The organism is Antrihabitans cavernicola, assembly GCF_008297975.1.
GTDB classification, from domain to species: domain Bacteria; phylum Actinomycetota; class Actinomycetes; order Mycobacteriales; family Mycobacteriaceae; genus Antrihabitans; species Antrihabitans cavernicola.
In genome coordinates this window covers 62,070-77,657 of the sequence record NZ_VLNY01000015.1, presented here as the reverse complement: position 1 = coordinate 77,657, position 15,588 = coordinate 62,070, and the positions used below count along the sequence as shown (strand labels likewise).

Sequence of the window (15,588 nt, the reverse complement as noted above, 5' to 3'; positions counted from 1 at the left end):
TTGGTATCCCGCCGGCTCGGGTAACCGTCGTGGCAAGTGCTTCCCTAGGAGGACGTCATGGATTCCACTGCTGTCATGGTCATCGTGGTCGCCGTACTGGTGATCTTGGTTTTGCTCGCGATCGTCGCCGCGTTGCGCAACAGCAAAGGTCGGCGTCGCGCCAAAGCCGAGAAGCTGCGCGCCGACGTGTCGCAACGCAGCGCGGTCGTCGATCAGCAGCGCGTCGTCGCCGCACAGACTCAGGCCGAAGCCGAGCAGGCCCGTGCACTTGCTCAGTCCAAAGCCGCGGAGGCCGAAGAGCTGCAGAAGCGTGCGAAGGAGCAGGCCGGCATCGTCGCGTCGTCTCGGGAAGAGTTGGAACATGATTGGCGTAAGGCCGACAAGCTCGACCCCGACGTGGGTCGCGGGCGGCACGAGCAACCGCGTCGATAGTCACTCCAATTCGAGTGTGATCGACAGCGCCGAATGGTCGGTGCGGCCTTCCTCACGCGGTGTGTGGTCGATGTGGCAATCCGTGACCGCTGCAACCAGATCCGACGTGACGAACGCGTGGTCGTAGCGGCAACCGACACCGCTGTGATCGACCCAGGTGACCGCGCCGTCGTCGTTGTGTGCAGCAGCGTAGGCGTCGGTGAGGTGGTGCTCGATCTGTAGCGACCGGTAGAACGCGGTTTCCTCGGCGAGCACGTAGGGCAGCCGATCGCGGTACCCGGGGGCAACAAGATTCAGGTCGCCGATCAGCAGGGCCGGTAAATGCAGATCTGCGGCACCGAGCGAGCAATCGAACGATTCCAGCCAGTCACGTTTGCGTTGGCGCTGCTTCTGCGAGGAGTAGCGGACCGGATCGCTCGCGGCGCCGTACACACCGACGATCCGAATCATGTTGTCCCACCTGGCCGCTGCGACTCGATCGGGCATCAGGTCCGGTCGAGGAAAATTCAGGTCGGTATCGAGCGTGCCGGTGCGCGAAATCAGCAGCACGCCGTAATCGCCTGCCCGACTGTCGATCACCGTGTAACCGGCCTGTTTGCACACCGCCGCAACCAGATTCGAGCCTGCGCCACGACCCACCTCGGTGAGCACCAGCAGATCTTCCGGGCGGTGCCACAGGTATTCGAGCAGTGGGCGCGCTCGGTCGGCGGTCGGCCGTGCGAGGTTGAGCGTGAGCACAGACAGACGCCGCACTGCTGAGCCTTTCGGTCGGATGGGTCAAGTATAGCCACCGTCAACTCGGGGTTGACGAAGCTAGAATCGTCAACCTATGGTTGACGCATGACGACACCGAACATGCAAGTGCGACTCGACGACCTGATCGAAGCCATCAAGAAAGTGCACACCGACGCACTCGAACAACTCACCGACGCGGTCCTCGCCGCCGACCATCTCGGCGACGTCGCCGACCATCTGATCGGCCACTTCGTCGATCAAGCCCGTCGCTCCGGCGCCTCCTGGACCGACATCGGCAAGAGCATGGGTGTGACCAAGCAAGCCGCGCAGAAGCGGTTCGTGCCCAAGGCCGGCGAAGGATCGGCGATGGATCCCAACGCCGGCTTCAGCCGCTTCACCGACCGAGCGCGCAACGTGGTCGTGGTGTCGCAGAACGAGGCTCGCGCGGCGTCGAGCCCGGAAATCGTGACCGCACACGTGGTGCTCGGGCTGCTTGCGGAACCGAATGCTCTCGCCGCGAAGGCAATCGTCGCGCAAGGCGTGCAGTTGGATGCGGTGCGGTCGGCCGTCACGGCCACCCTTGGACCGCCGTCGGACTCCGTGCCCGCGTTGATTCCGTTCGACGCTGCGACGAAGAAGGTCTTCGAACTGACCTTCCGCGAAGCGTTGCGCCTCGGGCACAACTACGTCGGCACCGAGCACATTCTGCTTGCCCTGCTGGAGTTGGAGGACGGCAACGGCCCGCTGTCGAGCCTCGGGATCGACAAGGCCACTGCGGAGACCAAGATCGCCGCGGACGTCGCAACGATCATCGCAGCCCGCGAGCAGGTCTGAGCCGGCGCTCGAGCCGTCGCCACTTCGGCTCGACGACAGCGTCACGGGACTCGTCCAACCAGGCGAGCACCGTGACCGCTGCCGAGTGCAAACCCTCGGACGTCGACTCCGTCTGCCGCGCATCCCACCACGCGGCGGCGTAGTCGACGCCGTGCGGCGCCTGATCGAGCTCTTCCTGCCGCCGTCGAGCGCGACCAGCACGCAGCTCTGTTACCAAGCCGAGAACGCCCACGACGGCAGTGGTGGTGATCGGCGCCAACAATGCAGCGGCGGCGGTCACGTTGTGCTGGGCGCTCATCAGACCTCGATTCTGCAGACCGATTGTGTCTTATCACCCTCGCTGATCGCTGCTACGTAGTCGCGAGTAATCGACTACCTGCAAATCGTCAGCCGAGAACGCTGTCGACGAAGCACCAGCGCCACGCTTCGCCCGGCTCGACACTGCGCATCACCGGGTGAGCGCTGCTACGGAAATGCTTCGACGCGTGATTGCCCGGCGAAGAATCACAGCAGGCGATGTGCCCACACGTCAGGCACATTCGCAGATGCACCCAGGTCAGGCCCTCTTCGACGCATTCCTTGCAGACGCCGGGGCTGTCCGGCACGCACGTCGTCGGCGCTGCTTCCAGGTGCTCGCAGCCACCGATGACGGGGGCGGTCAACCGTTCCTCGCGGATCTCTTCCTCGGCCTCGTCGAAACGATCGATCATCGATTCCTCCAGGTCGAGCACTCCCATCACCACCTGCAGAACCTCGTGATCGACGGTGCCCGCACTGCGCACCTTCAGCACCGTTGCGCGTTCGGCCTCCAGCATCTTCAGGCGCAGCCTGCGGTATTCCTCGCTGGGGGTGATGCGATCTGCCTCCGTCGGCCCGAGGCGCTCCCAGGAAGAGTTGGTGCGCTGGGCGAGTCGGGCCCGGAGGCTGTCGACGATCTCCTGCGACGTGTCGGGGGTGATGTTCTCCGCCAGCGCGACCAGGCCTGCGTCGCCCGCCTGCTGCAGCAGCGACGCCTGTTGCAGAGCGTCCTCCGCCCTGCTGGGTCCGCGAAGGTTCAGCAAGGTGACGAGCCACGGCAACGACGTGCCCTGCACCAGCAGGGTGCCACCGACCACGACCAACGCGAGCAGCTTCAGAACATCCAGCTCCGGTGTCGTGTCCGGCAGCAGGAAAACCGCGGCGAGCGTGACGACGCCGCGCATGCCCGCCCAGGAAATGATCGCAACGAAGGTCCACGGTGGCGCCGGATCGGCCCGTCGCACGCTGGGTATCAAGCGTGACATATACGTCGCGGGGAACACCCAGATCGGCCGCACGATCACCACGGCGAGCAGGACGCCGACGCATGCGGCGACCAGTCGGCCGTGGTCGAGTCCGCTGTTCCACGCGTTCTGCGCGATGACGCGCACCTGCAGACCGATCAGCAGGAAGACTGTGTTCTCGAGAATGAATTGGACTGTCTGCCAATTGGTTCGCTCGGCGATACGTGATGCGGCGCTCTGCCATTTCGGTGCGCCGTGGCCCAGGATCAGACCGCAGACCACGACCGCGATCACGCCCGACGCCCCGATCTCTTCGGCGGGAAGGTACGCGATGAACGGTGCAAGGAAGGACAGCGTCGTATCGACGACGGGATCGGTGATCCGGCGTCGCAGCGTTGCGAGCAGGAACGCGACGACGATGCCGACGGCGGCACCGCCACCAGCGGCAAGGAGAAAATCGCCCCCCGCACGCCACACGCTGAACGAGCCCGCGGACGCTGCAATCGCGGTGCGCACCAGCACAAGTGCGGTCGCGTCGTTGAACAGCGACTCACCCTCTAGCAGGGTGACGATGCGACGCGGCATCCCGATGCGCCGCGCCACCGCGGTGGCCGCGACGGCATCCGGTGGTGCGACAACCGCCCCGACTGCGACAGCCGCGGCGAACGGTACCGGCAGCAGCAGCCAGACCACCGCGCCGACCGCGAACGTACTGAAGATGACAAGACCGACGGACAGCAGTGCGATGGCCCGCTTGTTGGCACGGAAATCGACCAACGACGTCTTGATCGCCGCCGTGTACAGCAGCGGCGGCAGCAATCCGAGGAGCACGAGTTCGGGATCGATTTCCACGTCGGGAACGAACGTCAGGTACGAGCCGATGACGCCGGCGATCGTGAGCACCAACGGTTCGGATACACCGAACCGCTTGGCGGCCGCGGCCAGCGCGGCGGATGTAGCGACGAGGATGACGAGACCGAGCGCGAGGTGCACCAGTGCATCTTGCCAGCTAGTCTGCGAACAACGCGAGGAGGTGAGACCCATCAACGACCTGTCAGGTGCTTCGAAAGGTTCTCATGTCCAGATCGCAAGCCCCGATGGACTTCTCGGTCGTCGTAGCGACGCTCCGAAGAGCCGGTTGCGTCTTCGCTGAAGACGAAGCCCGGCTGCTCGTCGACGCCACGAATTCGCAAGCGGAACTGGCCGCCATGCTCGATCGCCGTGTGAGTGGCGTACCGCTCGAGCACATTCTCGGCTGGGTCGAGTTCTTCGGCCGCCGCGTCGCTGTCGATCCTGGGGTGTTCGTTCCACGCCGCCGTAGCGAATTCCTTGTTCGGCAGGCTGCGAGCCTCACGGCGCCGGGTGCGAAAGTAGTCGATATGTGTTGCGGCTCAGGAGCATTGGGTGTCGCATTGGCAGCGATGACGACGATCGAGCTGTACGCCGTCGACGTCGAGTCCGCGGCGATTGCATGCGCGCGGCGCAACGTGTCGAGTGTCGACGGCCGGGTGTTCCAGGGCGATCTCTTCGATCCGCTGCCCGCAGAACTGCGGCGGCGAGTCGACGTCGTGATTGCGAACGCGCCGTACGTGCCGACCGATGCCATTGCCTGCATGCCCGCTGAAGCTCGTTTGCACGAACCGCATGTTGCGCTGGACGGGGGCGCGGACGGTCTGGACGTGCAGCGTCGAATCATCGCCGCAACGCCCGAGTGGTTGACCGGGGGCGGCGTGCTGCTGATCGAAACCGGCCAACGTCAAGCAACAGCGACGACGCGCGCCTTCGACGCCGCCGGATTTCGGGCGCGGGTGGCAATCTCGAACGACGACTCCGCCACTGTCGTTATCGGAACGTGGCGGCGCCCGGCGAATGTTTAGTTATCTTTTCAGGCGTTTACGCCCGCAGTGACTTCGGCGCGGCGTTCGGAAATGTCGGTCACCGGTCGTGCCTTGGCGAGCAGCTCCTTCGCCGACAACGATCCGCTCGTTCCGGGCCCCAGCTGCGGCAGGCTGCCCAACTTGTCCACCTCGGTGGCGAGGGTTTCGAGCACCGCCATCAACTGCGCGTGAGCAACCTGCGCGTAGGTGCGGACGTACTCGATCTCGCTGATGGGCTGCGAGTAGTCACCGATGCCAGCGGCCCCGTTGACCTGCGCCTGACCGGCTTCCTGTGCACGGAGCAGAATGTCGCGATACTGCTCGCGGGCAGTGACGACCAAGTCGCGGGCGTACTGCTCGGCTTCGTCGATCGTGTTGTCCGCCGACAGCTGGGCCTGACTCAGCAGGTTGACCGCGCGGGATGACACGCCGAGGAGATCCTTCTCCGCTTCGGCCTTGAGCTCGTCGTTCTCACGCTGTAGTGCCGCGAGCTGCTTCTGCAGATCTTTCCACTGTCGAGACGAGTGCTCGTCCGAGCCACGCACGTCGTTCTCGAGTTCCTGTACCCGTGCGGTGAGCCGGCTGTTCTCGTCGATCAGAGCGACCTGGGTGGTGCTGGCGACCGCCGTGTGCAGCTGACGACGCAGGGCCTCGTGCGCGTCGTAGAGTGTCGCGTAGTCCGAGGCGATGTGATGGATGACGATGTCCACATCGGCTTCGTCGTAGCCGCGGCGGCCTACGGACGCGCGTTTGAACGTGGCGCTGCGGATATCGGACGGGGTCAGGCCCATGAGGTCACCTCTTCGGCAATGGTCTCGGTCGGTGCTTCGGATGCGAACTTCTCGTGGAGAATCGCGCGTGCGGGCAGACCCGCTGCTGTGAGTGCGCCTGCGGCGTGGTCGACCATGGCCGGCGAGCCGCATACCAATGCGGTGACGTCTGCCGTTCCGCGAGCCGAGAGGAAATTCGAGGCCTCGTCGCCGACGAGTCCCTGCTGGCCCCGGTAGTGCGGATCGTCCGAGACGACCGCGGTGTAGTCGAACCACGGTCGCTGATCGGCCAGATTTGTCAGGTAGTGGTGGTCGTAGAGGTTGGGTTCGATTCGCGCGCCGTGAAACAGCTGAACAGGCGGGGCGTCACCGGTCGTCTGCCACTGCTGATCGATGTGATCGAGGATGGACCGCATCGGTGCCAACCCGGTGGAGCCGGCGACCATCAGGACCGGCCCGCGGTGGCCGGGCGGCGGTGGCGTCAGATCCGTCCCGATAGGAGAGCCGAGGGTGAGCGTGTCGCCGGCGCGAGTTGATCGTGCCAGCGCTGTGGATACGTGCCCACCCGCCACGATCTGAACGTGGATCTCCAGGGTGCCGTCCGGCCGCGGCGCGTTGGCAGGGGAGAAGTAGCGCCACAGCTTCGGGCGGCTCGGCAACTCGATCGCCATGGACTGGCCGGGCAGGAACGGGTAGTCCTCGGTAGGCGCGAGCTCGAGGACGGCGATGTCGAGGCTGCGCCTCTCGACGACAGCGATCTCGGCCGTCCAGGTCGCTGGTGTGTCTGCTTGTTCCGACTCGGTGGCGGCGCCGATCATCGTGTCCGCGACCAACTGGAAGGCCGCGGTCCAATCGGCGGCCAAGCTGTCGGTCCATGCGGCGCCGAGGAAGTTCTGCAGAGTCGCGAGCAGGGACGCGCCTGCCGCCGGATAGTGCGCGGCGACCACGTCGAACCGGCGGTGATCGCGACCCAGTTGTTCGATGTAGCCGAGGTGTCGGTCCAGCTCGTGGACGTTGGCGACGATCCTGCCGAGTGCGCCGAAGAAGCGATCGCGTTGCGCACTCATCGAGACCGGGAACATATCTCGCACTTCTGGGTGCATGAGGAACAGATGTGAGTAAAAGTAAAGGGTGGCGTCGTCGCCGACCTTCTCCACGTCTCGCCAGCTGGCTTGCAGTGCAGCGATATCCATGCCCCGCCCATCGTGGTCAGACAGTCACTGTCCGCAACCGTGTAGCAATTAGTCTAAACAAACTTCGGGTTTTGTTTCAAGTCATTTTCGGACTTACGTTCCCCTCGCACCAGCGCGTAGGCGCGGACGCGCCAGATGTCTGGTTTGTGGAACATGTGGCTTAGGGGGTGATCAACTAAGCGTAGCAATTTCATAGCAATCATGGTCTGGCAAAGTTTTCCTATGCACCGCACACCACGCGTGCTAGACAGGTAACAGGTTGAGCCCACAGCCGAGGGCCGCAATAGCGAGAGTCCGGCTGGTTTGGTCGCTGATCGACATAATTACGCTCATCGACTATCGGTCGACACGCTTCGGTCGCGCCCTCATTGCCTTATTCGGCCCACGGAGGGTCTTCACTGTGAATGTCAGAATGTCGTTGCACGAGCGCCCGATAGGTACCGCGGTCGGGATCTCGTCGGATGGAATCTCGCGGTTCGATGGCCACGGAAATACCGCCACTGTGTTGACCTTGACCGGTGATATCGATGAGTCCAGCATCCTTTCGCTCCGTGCCCGCTTGCGCGAGGCAGTCATGTCGTCGTCGCTGCGCATCGTGATCGATGTGGCGGAGGTCGAGTTTCTCAGCGTTCAGGCGGCTGTCGAGTTGGCAGATGCGCACCGGCTCGCGGACGTAAGGAAGGTCGAGGTCATCATGGTTGCGGGTCCACGCTGCGTTGAACGCGCGTTGCTGGCAACCCGACTGCAGGACGTGTTCGCTACCGCCCCGTCGTTGCGCTCCGCCCTGGCCGGCGGTGAACTCGGTCTCGGTTTTTCCGCCGCTGCTGTTTGACGGCAAGGGATTACGGGGAACATCAGAACTAGGACTGCAGATTCGCCCGGGCGCACCTTCGGTCCAGGGGTCTCGGTTCAGCTGGGCAGCCGAGGCCCCGACCCATCCGCGAACCGTCTACTCGCCCAGCTGATCTCGAAGCTCGGCGAGGGTTCGTGCTAGCAGTCGAGACACATGCATCTGGGAGATGCCGACCTCTTCCGCGATTTGCGTCTGCGTCATGTTCCCGAAGAACCGCAGCATGAGCACCCGTCGTTCCCTGGGCGGCAACGCCTCGATCAGAGGGCGCAACACCTCGTGGTTGTCGACGTTCTCCATCTCATGGTCGTAGTCGCCGATCGTGTCGGCCAGTGTCTGCTCGCCGGGGTTGTCGTGTGTCGCCGCATCCACCGACACGGTCTGATAGGCGTTGCGCGCCATCAACCCATCCGCGACTTCGTCTCGGTCCAAACCCAATTCGGCTGCGATCTCCGCCGGTGTCGGCGCTCGACCGAGTCGTTGCGAGAGTTGATCGATGGCCTTGCCGATCGACAGATGCAGTTCCTTGACCCGGCGCGGTACCCGGAGCGCCCAGGCCGTGTCACGGAAGTGACGACGAACCTCGCCCATGATCGTCGGAACCGCGAACGACAAGAAATCCGAACCGCGGCCGACGTCGAATCTGTTGACCGCGTTGACCAATCCGATGCGCGCGACCTGCACCAGATCGTCGTGAGCCTCGCCGCGGCCGTCGAAACGCCGGGCGATGTTCTCGGCGATCGGCAGACACCGCGTGATGATCTCCTCGCGGATGACTGCTGTCTTCGGGTCGTCGTCCTGTATGGAACCGATGCGCTCGAACTGCAGCTTCACATCGTCGTACTCGCCCGGACCCCTGTGCGTCCGCGGAGTCACTCCTGCGCTCCGCCAACCTGTTTGACGAACTCGATGGTGGTCGTGGAACCGCGTAGCGGCGACGACGCGCTGTGCATCGACACTTCGTCCGTCAACGTCCGCAAGACATGCCAACCGAATCCGCGGTCCGGAGTCGCGCTGGCATTTTCGGTGGTTGTGGAGCCTGCGAAGTGGATGCGGTGCTCGTCTATGTGAAAAATGCAGATCAGCTGCGATCCTGGCAGTGCGCGGCGGATCAGCTGGGTACACGCCTCGTCGACGGCGAGTCGCAGGTCTGCGAGCACGTCGACATCGAAGTTGTTCTGAGCTGCCAACGCGCCGGCGATGCCGCGGACAACAGGGAGTTGAGTAGGGTCGGCGTGCACGCGTATCTCGACTGCGGGCGCGTTGCCACCGTCTTCTGTATCGACGGCTTGTGCCTGGATCATCTGTACTCGATTCGCCGCTCGATCCGAATCTACCTTGGGAGGAGACTACCTTTTGCGCAGGTAGCGGTCGTGCATGTGGACAGTCGCCCCCGCCGACCGCGTCGGCGGGGGCTGTCCATCGACCTACTTCTCCTGCTCGGCGCTCTGACGCCCCTCGTGAACCGCGGCCTCGCCGCGGGCCTTCTCGGCTTCGGCTTCCTTCTTCGCAACCTCGCGCTGCGCCTCGGCCTTGTCCTGCTGGGCTGCGCCCTCGCGAGCGAGACCGTCGTTGCCGGTGACCGCGCCTGCTGCTTCCTTGATCTTGCCCTTGACGCCCTCTACTACTCCCTTGACGCCTTCTGCTGGGCCCGAAGTCTCGTCTGCCACGTGAAGCACCTCCTGATTGTCGAATTTGCTCGTGCAACTCAGAACTACCCATGGCGCGAAATCTCAAACAGCACCGGCCGAATCGCAGTGTTTCGACGTGCGGCCGGACGGGCATCCGGAGGTCGACAGGAAAGAGGCAACGATGCCGCCGGACTCTCCGCACGTCGGATTCGACGACGATGACAGTTTCCGCGTCTACGTCGAATCCATTGCGGCGGCAGTGGGATCGGGCACCGAGCACTGCTATTGCTCACCGTGCAAGCGCGAAGCCTACGTGGTGGTGTGCACGCGCAGCGAGAACGCGTTTCCCGGCCGTGAGGTCGCACTGATCTGGGATGCCGACAACGGCTGGGGGCTAGCGGTCGAGACGTATTCCGGTGAGGACATGATTCTTCTCGGCCGCACCGACGCTGAGCCGATGCCGACACCCGACACTGTTGCCGCACTGTGCGCCGATCTACTCGATGCGCCGCACTGATTCCTCGGCATCCAACCGTTCGAACACGAGATGCTGTTGCACGTAGGTCCAGAGATTGTTGCTCACCCAATAGATCAGCACGGCGATCATCAGGAACGGACCACCGATCAGCGCGCCGATCGGAAACACCCACAGCGCAAGCTTGTTCATCAGCGCGGTCTGCGGATTGGCAAGTGTCTCCGCGTTCTGACGAGCCATCGACGCGCGGGCGTTGAGGTGGGTGAACAGGCTCGCCGCCAGCATCAGCGGGATCGCCACCGCAGCAATGCTCAACGTCGTTGGCACACCACCGAATTGGGAGAAGGCATCGAGCAGGTTGGCCGGACTGGTGATCGCCGCCGAGATCGGCGCGCCGAAAAGACGTGCGTGGAGAAACGATTGAACGTCGGCGGCGCTGAACAGATAGTTGGCGGTGTGCGCATTGAGTTCGGGCGACATGCCGAGCTTGCCGAAACCGGTCCCGGTGCGGTTGAACGACTGGAGCACGTGCAGCAATCCGAGGAATACCGGCATCTGCACGAGTATCGGCAAGCAACCCAGCAACGGACTGAAACCGTGCTCCTTCTGCAGCTTCTGTAGTTCGACAGCTTGCCGATTGCGATCACCGGCGTACTTCTTCTGCAGCGCCTTGATCTCCGGCTGCAATTTCGCGAGTACGCGTTGCGTTCGGATCTGACGAATCATGGGTTTGAGCAAGACGAGTCGGATGGTGAAGACCAGGAACACCACGGCCAGGGCCCAGGTGATGCCGTTGTCCGGTCCGAAGGCAAAGCCGAACACCTTGTGCCAGAGCAACAGAACTGCGGAAACGGGGTAATAGACGAAATCGAGCATGAAAGGTCACCTCACTGCGGGCGCGCGCAGAAGAGCACGCGAAATTGAGCGAAAAGGATTGGGCTTTCGACTCAGGCGAGTCGTAGGTCCGTTCCTGGTGCTCGGGGCAGTGGGCGACCGGGTGCGTCGGGGCTGGATTGCCGACGAAATGCGCCGCGCAGGCAGCGTTCACTGTGTTCAGGTCCGGTGGACGACGTGAACAGCGCCAACAGTTCTCGACGCGATCCGTGGGTGACGACAACGGCGACGACGAGCAGTGCGACGGCGGCACCGATCGCGGTGGCGGCAACGTTGCCATCGCTGATCGGTGCAAGCAGAAATGCCAAAGCGGGTAGCAGCGCGAACAGACTCCGAACGAGCGGAGTGGCCACCTGCAACATGGCACCGAAGATACACCGGTCGGCGGCCGCATTGCCCGTGCGAGACTGGCGGTCATGACACGAACGATGACGGTTTCGGACAGTGTTGTCGTTGCGGCCACACCGGACGCGGTTTACGACAAGGTGAGCGATCCCACCCTGATGGGTCGATGGAGCCCGGAGAACCGCGGTGCTCGCGTTATGGGAGAGCAGGGCAAGACCCACGTCGGAATGACCTTCATCGGTCGCAACAAGCGCGGCGCCGCGCGGTGGGTCACACAGTGCACAGTCACAGCCGCCGATCAGGGTGAGCGGTTCGAGTTTCGGGTCGGGGCGATCGGTGTGAAGGTGCCCCGACTGCCCGCACCCATTGCGACCTGGGAGTACCGGTTCGAGGCGGTGCCGGAGGGCACCCGCGTCACCGAGACCTGGACCGACGACCGCACCAGATGGCCGGACCCCGTGGCAAACGTCTTCGACAAGATCGTGACCAGCGGTAAGACGTTTGCCGATTTCCAGTCCAAGAACATCCACATCACGCTGCGTAATCTGGCGAAGGCATTCGGACCCGCCCAGGGGTGATCCGGCCATCGCGCATCGTCACCACCGAGTCGACGTCGGTGGCCAGACTCGCGAGGTCGTGTGTGACCAACACAGCCGCCAGGTCGCGTTCCCGCACCAATGTGCCGAGCAGAGTGATCACCGACCGCCCGCGCTCGGAATCCAACGCCGATGTCGGCTCGTCGATCAGGAGCACCGACGGGCTGCCCATGAGGGCGCGGGCAATATTGACGCGTTGTCGCATGCCACCCGACAGTTCGTGTGGGCGTCGGGACGAAACCTCGGCAAGGCCGACTTCGTCGAGCAGGGCCATCGCCTCTGCCCGCTGACGAGCGGGCTTGCGACCGCGAACGACTGCGGTGAGCAACAGTTGATCGAGGACGGTCAGCGCAGGCAGCAGGTTGTCCTGCTGAAATACGAATCCGATGTGGTCGCGACGTACTCGTGCCCGCGCGCTCGACGACAGGTCGTCGAGCAGCATGTCGTCGATCGTGACCGATCCCGAATCGGGCGTCGCCAAGGTGCCTGCGACAGCCAGCAGGCTCGACTTGCCGGATCCGGACGGCCCTGTGACAGCAACGAATTCTCCGTTACGAACGTCGAGGTCGACGGACTCCAGTGCGACGATGCGATCTCGTCCGTCGGGGTAGGTGAGGGTTACGTCGGTCAGGGTGAGGCTCATGGGAATTCTCCTTGTGATGGGTACTGATCAGCGGGCAAGTGCGACAAGCGGATCCACGACGGTGACGCGACGAACGGCCAGCACGGCACCGACCGTCCCGAGTACGGTCATGGCGACGATGGGAAGTGCGATTCCAGCGACGGTGACGGCGACCGGCACCACACCGCTGACCAGCCAGGCCAACGCGAGACCGGCTGCCGCGCCGATGCTTTCGCCGACGATCAGGACCAGAACCGCCTGACCGAGACCGTCGCGGAGCAGGAACCCGCGATCGGCTCCCATCGCCCTGACGACCGCCAGTTCGGGCAGTCGTTGGATGGTCCACACGGCGAAGAATGCGCCGACGACCAGGGCCGATATCGCCAACAACATCGCTTGCATGGCCAGCAGCGAACCGTGTTCGGACGTGTAACCGGGGATCGCGTCGACGGACTTGGACATCGGAAGGGCCGTCGTTCCGGGAGCACTGACAGCCTTGTCGGTGACAGCCTTGTCGGTGACCAGGGCCGTAACGCCCGTGCTGTGAGCTATCTGTCTCCAGGTATCGACGGTTGTGAACACCACTGGCGAATGCGCGTAGTAGCCGGTGTCGGAGATGCTCTCGACGCGCAACGCCTGCGAGCCGACGGTGACCATGTCGCCGACATGAGCTCCGAGCTCGTTGGCCTGGTCGGCACCGAGCATCACACCACCGCCCGACGGAAGTCGGCCCGAGTCGGGCCGAGGCATCAGTGGGTCGTCGGCGCCGAACAGGGCGGCGACCGAACTTCGCTCACCGAAGGACAACCGGGCGTTGGTAATTCCCAACTCAGCCGCCGACGGGTCGTCGGCGTGCACCGTGGAGATCGCGTCCTGGTCGAGCGTGCTCTGCGCCAACGACGGCTGCTGGCCCGCGGCAGTTTCCTGCATCACCAGCGTGGATCCCGGCAATCTTTCGATCGCCGAAATCGACTGCGCCTGCAGCCCGTTGGTCAATGCCGAGAGCATCACCACCATAAACGTCATCAACCCGATCACCGAGCAGATGAGGGCGAAGCGTCCCTTGGCGTAGAGGATTTCGCGGATTCCGATGAACATGTGCGTCTCTTTCCTGGTGGATTCGGTATGCATCAAGCATCGTTTCCGCAGGTGAGATGCACATCGTCGACGCGATGGGTCTTCGAACATCATCCGATCCATGCCGGTGTCAATCGAAAGTTGTACTTGGCAGAGCGAGCTCGAACCGCCGTCCATACTGGTGAGATGAGCGCAACCGAGGACCGTCCAGGCGACCAGGACCGATCCGTCCTGTTCGCCGGCCACGTCCTGTTCGCTGTGCTGCTGGTCATCGGCACTGTGCGGGCCGCCGTCGAGTTCTCGCCACCTGTCGTTCCGATCGTCGCTGCCGCGCTGACCGCCGCCTGGTACGGCCTCGGCGCCGCTCGTGCGCCACGCAGCACCGCTGCGCAAACCCGACTGTGGTTGGCAGGTCTCGTCGTCGCATGGCTAGTGCTGATCGTCATCTCGGGCGAATTCGTCTGGATCGCCTTCCTTCTCGCGATGCTGGTGTGGCACCTGCTGCCGCAGCGCGTTGCGCTGCCGGTCGTAGTGCTTGTCGCAGTGGCGACCGTCGTCGCCTTCGGATTGCATCAGGGAACGTGGATCGTCGGCGCGATTGTCGGGCCGATCGTCGGGATCGCGACGGCTGTCGTGATCACCGAGGTCTATCGGCGTCAGCGTGCACTGTCGGAGGAACGGCGACGTCTGCTGCAGGAACTCATCGCCACTCAGCAGGCCCTCGCGGACCGCGAACGAGAAGCGGGCCGCCTCGGCGAGCGCGAACGGCTCGCGCGCGAAATCCACGACACCGTCGGTCAGAGCTTGGCAAGCGTTGCGCTGTTGCTACGCGCTGCGATGAGGCCTGCGAAATCAGCTGACCCGCAAGCAGAACGGGCAACACAATTGACGACTGCTCTGGACACCACCTTGGCGGCGCTCGGTGAGACGCGACGCTTTGTCCGTGGCCTCGACCCGGAAGCATTCGACAACCGCGGGCTCGCGGATGTGCTCGCCGCGGCGGCGGCCGAATCCACCGAGCTGGGATTGCCCACGCAATTCGAGTCGCACGGGACTCCGCGCAAGGCCGACACCGCCGTAGAGGTTGCGTTGCTCAAGGCCGCGCAAGAGGCGTTGTCGAACGCGCGCAAGCACTCTCGTGCCACCCATGCGACGGTCACGTTGACGTTTCAGTCCGACGAGGTGAGTGTGGACGTGGTCGACGACGGCGTCGGATTCGATCCATCGACAATGGTGAGCGGGCGGGCAGACGGCTCGGGCTATGGCCTGACGTCGATGCGTACCCGCATCGCGGAACGTGGTGGCGAGACCACCATCGAGTCCGAGCCGGGTGGCGGAACCGCTGTGCGAGCGACGGTTCCGTTGGCGAGGCAGTCATGATCAGGCTGCTGCTGGTGGACGACCATCCAGTCGTTCGGGCCGGACTGCGTGCTGTACTAGCGCCTGCCGAGGATCTGGACCTGCGCGGCGAGGCGACCGATGCGGAGCAAGCGCTCGCCCGCGCCGAGCAGGGTGACATCGACGTGGTGCTGATGGATCTACGACTGGGCGACGGCGCCGACGGCGTGGCCGCGACGGCGATGATTCGGCAGCTGCCGAATCCGCCGCACGTGCTGATCCTCACCACCTACGAAACCGACACCGACATCCTGCGTGCCGTACAGGCCGGTGCCACCGGCTACCTGCTCAAGGATGCCGACCCCGACGATCTGATCCGTGCGATTCGCTCGGCAGCGGCAGGGGAGACCGTGCTGGCACCGCCGGTCGCGTCGCGGCTACTCGGGCGTATGCAGTCGCCGGAAACGGCACTGACCGCACGAGAACTGGAAATCGTCGGCAGGCTGGACCAAGGCGATTCCAACCGCGATGTTGCTCGTGCCCTGAGTATTTCGGAGGCGACGGTCAAATCGCATCTGGTGCACATCTTCGCCAAACTCGGCGTCGACAGCCGGACCAAGGTGGTGGTCGAGGCCCGGCGTCGCGGCCTGCTCTGAA

General features: G+C 64.1%; 19 protein-coding genes and 1 pseudogene. 8 read left to right on the top strand and 12 right to left on the bottom strand.

Annotated elements, in window-relative coordinates; all coding sequences use genetic code 11:
• The first annotated feature begins 57 nt into the window (after nucleotides 1–57).
• Nucleotides 58–432, top strand: a complete 375-nt coding sequence (locus FOY51_RS22790; RefSeq protein ID WP_149432567.1) for a hypothetical protein — start codon at nucleotides 58–60, stop codon at nucleotides 430–432.
• On the opposite strand, the gene FOY51_RS22785 is transcribed toward FOY51_RS22790, so the two are convergent.
• Nucleotides 433–1,185 (bottom strand): endonuclease/exonuclease/phosphatase family protein, encoded by a 753-nt coding sequence (locus FOY51_RS22785; RefSeq protein ID WP_149432566.1) that lies wholly within the window; start codon nucleotides 1,183–1,185, stop codon nucleotides 433–435.
• Nucleotides 1,186–1,272: 87 nt separating this feature from the next.
• Between FOY51_RS22785 and FOY51_RS22780 the strand changes: the two genes are divergently transcribed.
• Nucleotides 1,273–2,001: a Clp protease N-terminal domain-containing protein gene (locus FOY51_RS22780; RefSeq protein ID WP_149432565.1), complete on the top strand. Its 729-nt coding sequence runs from the start codon at nucleotides 1,273–1,275 to the stop codon at nucleotides 1,999–2,001.
• Here the strand turns inward: FOY51_RS22780 and FOY51_RS22775 are convergent.
• Together FOY51_RS22775 and FOY51_RS22770 are read right to left on the bottom strand one after the other, a co-directional pair.
• Complete coding sequence (locus FOY51_RS22775) at nucleotides 1,976–2,299, bottom strand: hypothetical protein (protein WP_149432564.1); 324 nt, start codon at nucleotides 2,297–2,299, stop codon at nucleotides 1,976–1,978. The genes FOY51_RS22780 and FOY51_RS22775 overlap by 26 nt on opposite strands.
• A gap of 88 nt (nucleotides 2,300–2,387) precedes the next feature.
• The gene (locus tag FOY51_RS22770) at nucleotides 2,388–4,256 is read right to left on the bottom strand and encodes a Na+/H+ antiporter (RefSeq protein WP_149432563.1); all 1,869 of its coding nucleotides are present in this window, start codon (nucleotides 4,254–4,256) and stop codon (nucleotides 2,388–2,390) included.
• 83 nt (nucleotides 4,257–4,339) lie between these two features.
• On the opposite strand from FOY51_RS22770, the gene FOY51_RS22765 reads away from it, so the two are divergent.
• Nucleotides 4,340–5,140 carry a putative protein N(5)-glutamine methyltransferase gene (locus FOY51_RS22765; RefSeq protein ID WP_149432562.1) on the top strand — a complete coding sequence of 267 codons (801 nt, stop codon included), beginning with the start codon at nucleotides 4,340–4,342 and terminating at the stop codon, nucleotides 5,138–5,140.
• Nucleotides 5,141–5,148: 8 nt separating this feature from the next.
• Here the strand turns inward: FOY51_RS22765 and FOY51_RS22760 are convergent, their stop codons facing one another.
• Both FOY51_RS22760 and FOY51_RS22755 read right to left on the bottom strand, forming a co-directional pair.
• A complete protein-coding gene (locus tag FOY51_RS22760) occupies nucleotides 5,149–5,931 on the bottom strand; it encodes a DivIVA domain-containing protein (RefSeq protein ID WP_187776435.1) in 783 nt (260 codons plus the stop codon).
• Nucleotides 5,922–7,103: a globin domain-containing protein gene (locus FOY51_RS22755; protein WP_149432560.1), complete on the bottom strand. Its 1,182-nt coding sequence runs from the start codon at nucleotides 7,101–7,103 to the stop codon at nucleotides 5,922–5,924. The genes FOY51_RS22760 and FOY51_RS22755 overlap by 10 nt, the downstream gene beginning before the upstream one ends.
• A 412-nt stretch (nucleotides 7,104–7,515) precedes the next feature.
• Between FOY51_RS22755 and FOY51_RS22750 the strand changes: the two genes are divergently transcribed.
• On the top strand, nucleotides 7,516–7,935 hold the full coding sequence (locus FOY51_RS22750; protein WP_149432559.1) for an STAS domain-containing protein: 420 nt from the start codon (nucleotides 7,516–7,518) through the stop codon (nucleotides 7,933–7,935).
• Between the two features lie 117 nt (nucleotides 7,936–8,052).
• Here the strand turns inward: FOY51_RS22750 and FOY51_RS22745 are convergent, their stop codons facing one another.
• The 3 genes from FOY51_RS22745 to mbp1 form a co-directional block, all read right to left on the bottom strand.
• Nucleotides 8,053–8,829: a SigB/SigF/SigG family RNA polymerase sigma factor gene (locus FOY51_RS22745; protein WP_149432558.1), complete on the bottom strand. Its 777-nt coding sequence runs from the start codon at nucleotides 8,827–8,829 to the stop codon at nucleotides 8,053–8,055.
• Nucleotides 8,826–9,257, bottom strand: a complete 432-nt coding sequence (locus tag FOY51_RS22740) for an ATP-binding protein (RefSeq protein WP_149432557.1) — start codon at nucleotides 9,255–9,257, stop codon at nucleotides 8,826–8,828. The genes FOY51_RS22745 and FOY51_RS22740 overlap by 4 nt, the downstream gene beginning before the upstream one ends.
• A gap of 123 nt (nucleotides 9,258–9,380) precedes the next feature.
• A complete protein-coding gene (gene mbp1 / locus FOY51_RS22735; RefSeq protein WP_149432556.1) occupies nucleotides 9,381–9,623 on the bottom strand; it encodes a microaggregate-binding protein 1 in 243 nt (80 codons plus the stop codon).
• Nucleotides 9,624–9,765: 142 nt separating this feature from the next.
• Between mbp1 and FOY51_RS22730 the strand changes: the two genes are divergently transcribed.
• Nucleotides 9,766–10,101: a DUF6292 family protein gene (locus FOY51_RS22730; protein ID WP_214633137.1), complete on the top strand. Its 336-nt coding sequence runs from the start codon at nucleotides 9,766–9,768 to the stop codon at nucleotides 10,099–10,101.
• On the opposite strand, the pseudogene yidC reads toward FOY51_RS22730, so the two are convergent.
• Together yidC and FOY51_RS22720 are read right to left on the bottom strand one after the other, a co-directional pair.
• Nucleotides 10,090–10,935 (bottom strand): annotated as a pseudogene (gene yidC / locus FOY51_RS22725) (membrane protein insertase YidC); the annotation flags it as partial. The gene FOY51_RS22730 and the pseudogene yidC sit on opposite strands and share 12 nt — an antisense overlap.
• Nucleotides 10,936–11,006: 71 nt before the next feature.
• Nucleotides 11,007–11,315, bottom strand: a complete 309-nt coding sequence (locus FOY51_RS22720; RefSeq protein ID WP_149432553.1) for a DUF6412 domain-containing protein — start codon at nucleotides 11,313–11,315, stop codon at nucleotides 11,007–11,009.
• 54 nt (nucleotides 11,316–11,369) lie between these two features.
• Between FOY51_RS22720 and FOY51_RS22715 the strand changes: the two genes are divergently transcribed.
• On the top strand, nucleotides 11,370–11,876 hold the full coding sequence (locus FOY51_RS22715; protein ID WP_149432552.1) for an SRPBCC family protein: 507 nt from the start codon (nucleotides 11,370–11,372) through the stop codon (nucleotides 11,874–11,876).
• On the opposite strand, the gene FOY51_RS22710 is transcribed toward FOY51_RS22715, so the two are convergent.
• Together FOY51_RS22710 and FOY51_RS22705 are read right to left on the bottom strand one after the other, a co-directional pair.
• Nucleotides 11,830–12,537, bottom strand: a complete 708-nt coding sequence (locus FOY51_RS22710) for an ABC transporter ATP-binding protein (protein WP_149432551.1) — start codon at nucleotides 12,535–12,537, stop codon at nucleotides 11,830–11,832. The two genes, FOY51_RS22715 and FOY51_RS22710, sit on opposite strands and share 47 nt — an antisense overlap.
• A 27-nt stretch (nucleotides 12,538–12,564) precedes the next feature.
• Nucleotides 12,565–13,647 (bottom strand): ABC transporter permease, encoded by a 1,083-nt coding sequence (locus FOY51_RS22705; protein ID WP_149432550.1) that lies wholly within the window; start codon nucleotides 13,645–13,647, stop codon nucleotides 12,565–12,567.
• A 132-nt stretch (nucleotides 13,648–13,779) separates the two neighbouring features.
• Between FOY51_RS22705 and FOY51_RS22700 the strand changes: the two genes are divergently transcribed.
• Both FOY51_RS22700 and FOY51_RS22695 read left to right on the top strand, forming a co-directional pair.
• The gene (locus FOY51_RS22700; RefSeq protein WP_187776434.1) at nucleotides 13,780–14,973 is read left to right on the top strand and encodes a sensor histidine kinase; all 1,194 of its coding nucleotides are present in this window, start codon (nucleotides 13,780–13,782) and stop codon (nucleotides 14,971–14,973) included.
• Nucleotides 14,970–15,587: a response regulator gene (locus FOY51_RS22695; protein WP_149432548.1), complete on the top strand. Its 618-nt coding sequence runs from the start codon at nucleotides 14,970–14,972 to the stop codon at nucleotides 15,585–15,587. The genes FOY51_RS22700 and FOY51_RS22695 overlap by 4 nt, the downstream gene beginning before the upstream one ends.
• Nucleotide 15,588: the final 1 nt, after the last annotated feature.

Coding starts and splice junctions, on each gene's coding strand:
- FOY51_RS22705 (WP_149432550.1), bottom strand. CDS start 13,647: ATGCATACCGAATCCACCAGGAAAGAGACGCACATGTTCATCGGAATC.
- FOY51_RS22720 (WP_149432553.1), bottom strand. CDS start 11,315: ATGTTGCAGGTGGCCACTCCGCTCGTTCGGAGTCTGTTCGCGCTGCTA.
- FOY51_RS22695 (WP_149432548.1), top strand. CDS start 14,970: ATGATCAGGCTGCTGCTGGTGGACGACCATCCAGTCGTTCGGGCCGGA.
- FOY51_RS22750 (WP_149432559.1), top strand. CDS start 7,516: ATGTCGTTGCACGAGCGCCCGATAGGTACCGCGGTCGGGATCTCGTCG.
- FOY51_RS22765 (WP_149432562.1), top strand. CDS start 4,340: ATGTCCAGATCGCAAGCCCCGATGGACTTCTCGGTCGTCGTAGCGACG.
- FOY51_RS22760 (WP_187776435.1), bottom strand. CDS start 5,931: ATGGGCCTGACCCCGTCCGATATCCGCAGCGCCACGTTCAAACGCGCG.
- FOY51_RS22700 (WP_187776434.1), top strand. CDS start 13,780: ATGAGCGCAACCGAGGACCGTCCAGGCGACCAGGACCGATCCGTCCTG.
- FOY51_RS22780 (WP_149432565.1), top strand. CDS start 1,273: ATGACGACACCGAACATGCAAGTGCGACTCGACGACCTGATCGAAGCC.
- FOY51_RS22710 (WP_149432551.1), bottom strand. CDS start 12,537: ATGAGCCTCACCCTGACCGACGTAACCCTCACCTACCCCGACGGACGA.
- FOY51_RS22740 (WP_149432557.1), bottom strand. CDS start 9,257: ATGATCCAGGCACAAGCCGTCGATACAGAAGACGGTGGCAACGCGCCC.
- FOY51_RS22775 (WP_149432564.1), bottom strand. CDS start 2,299: ATGAGCGCCCAGCACAACGTGACCGCCGCCGCTGCATTGTTGGCGCCG.
- FOY51_RS22790 (WP_149432567.1), top strand. CDS start 58: ATGGATTCCACTGCTGTCATGGTCATCGTGGTCGCCGTACTGGTGATC.
- FOY51_RS22730 (WP_214633137.1), top strand. CDS start 9,766: ATGCCGCCGGACTCTCCGCACGTCGGATTCGACGACGATGACAGTTTC.
- FOY51_RS22715 (WP_149432552.1), top strand. CDS start 11,370: ATGACACGAACGATGACGGTTTCGGACAGTGTTGTCGTTGCGGCCACA.
- FOY51_RS22755 (WP_149432560.1), bottom strand. CDS start 7,103: ATGGATATCGCTGCACTGCAAGCCAGCTGGCGAGACGTGGAGAAGGTC.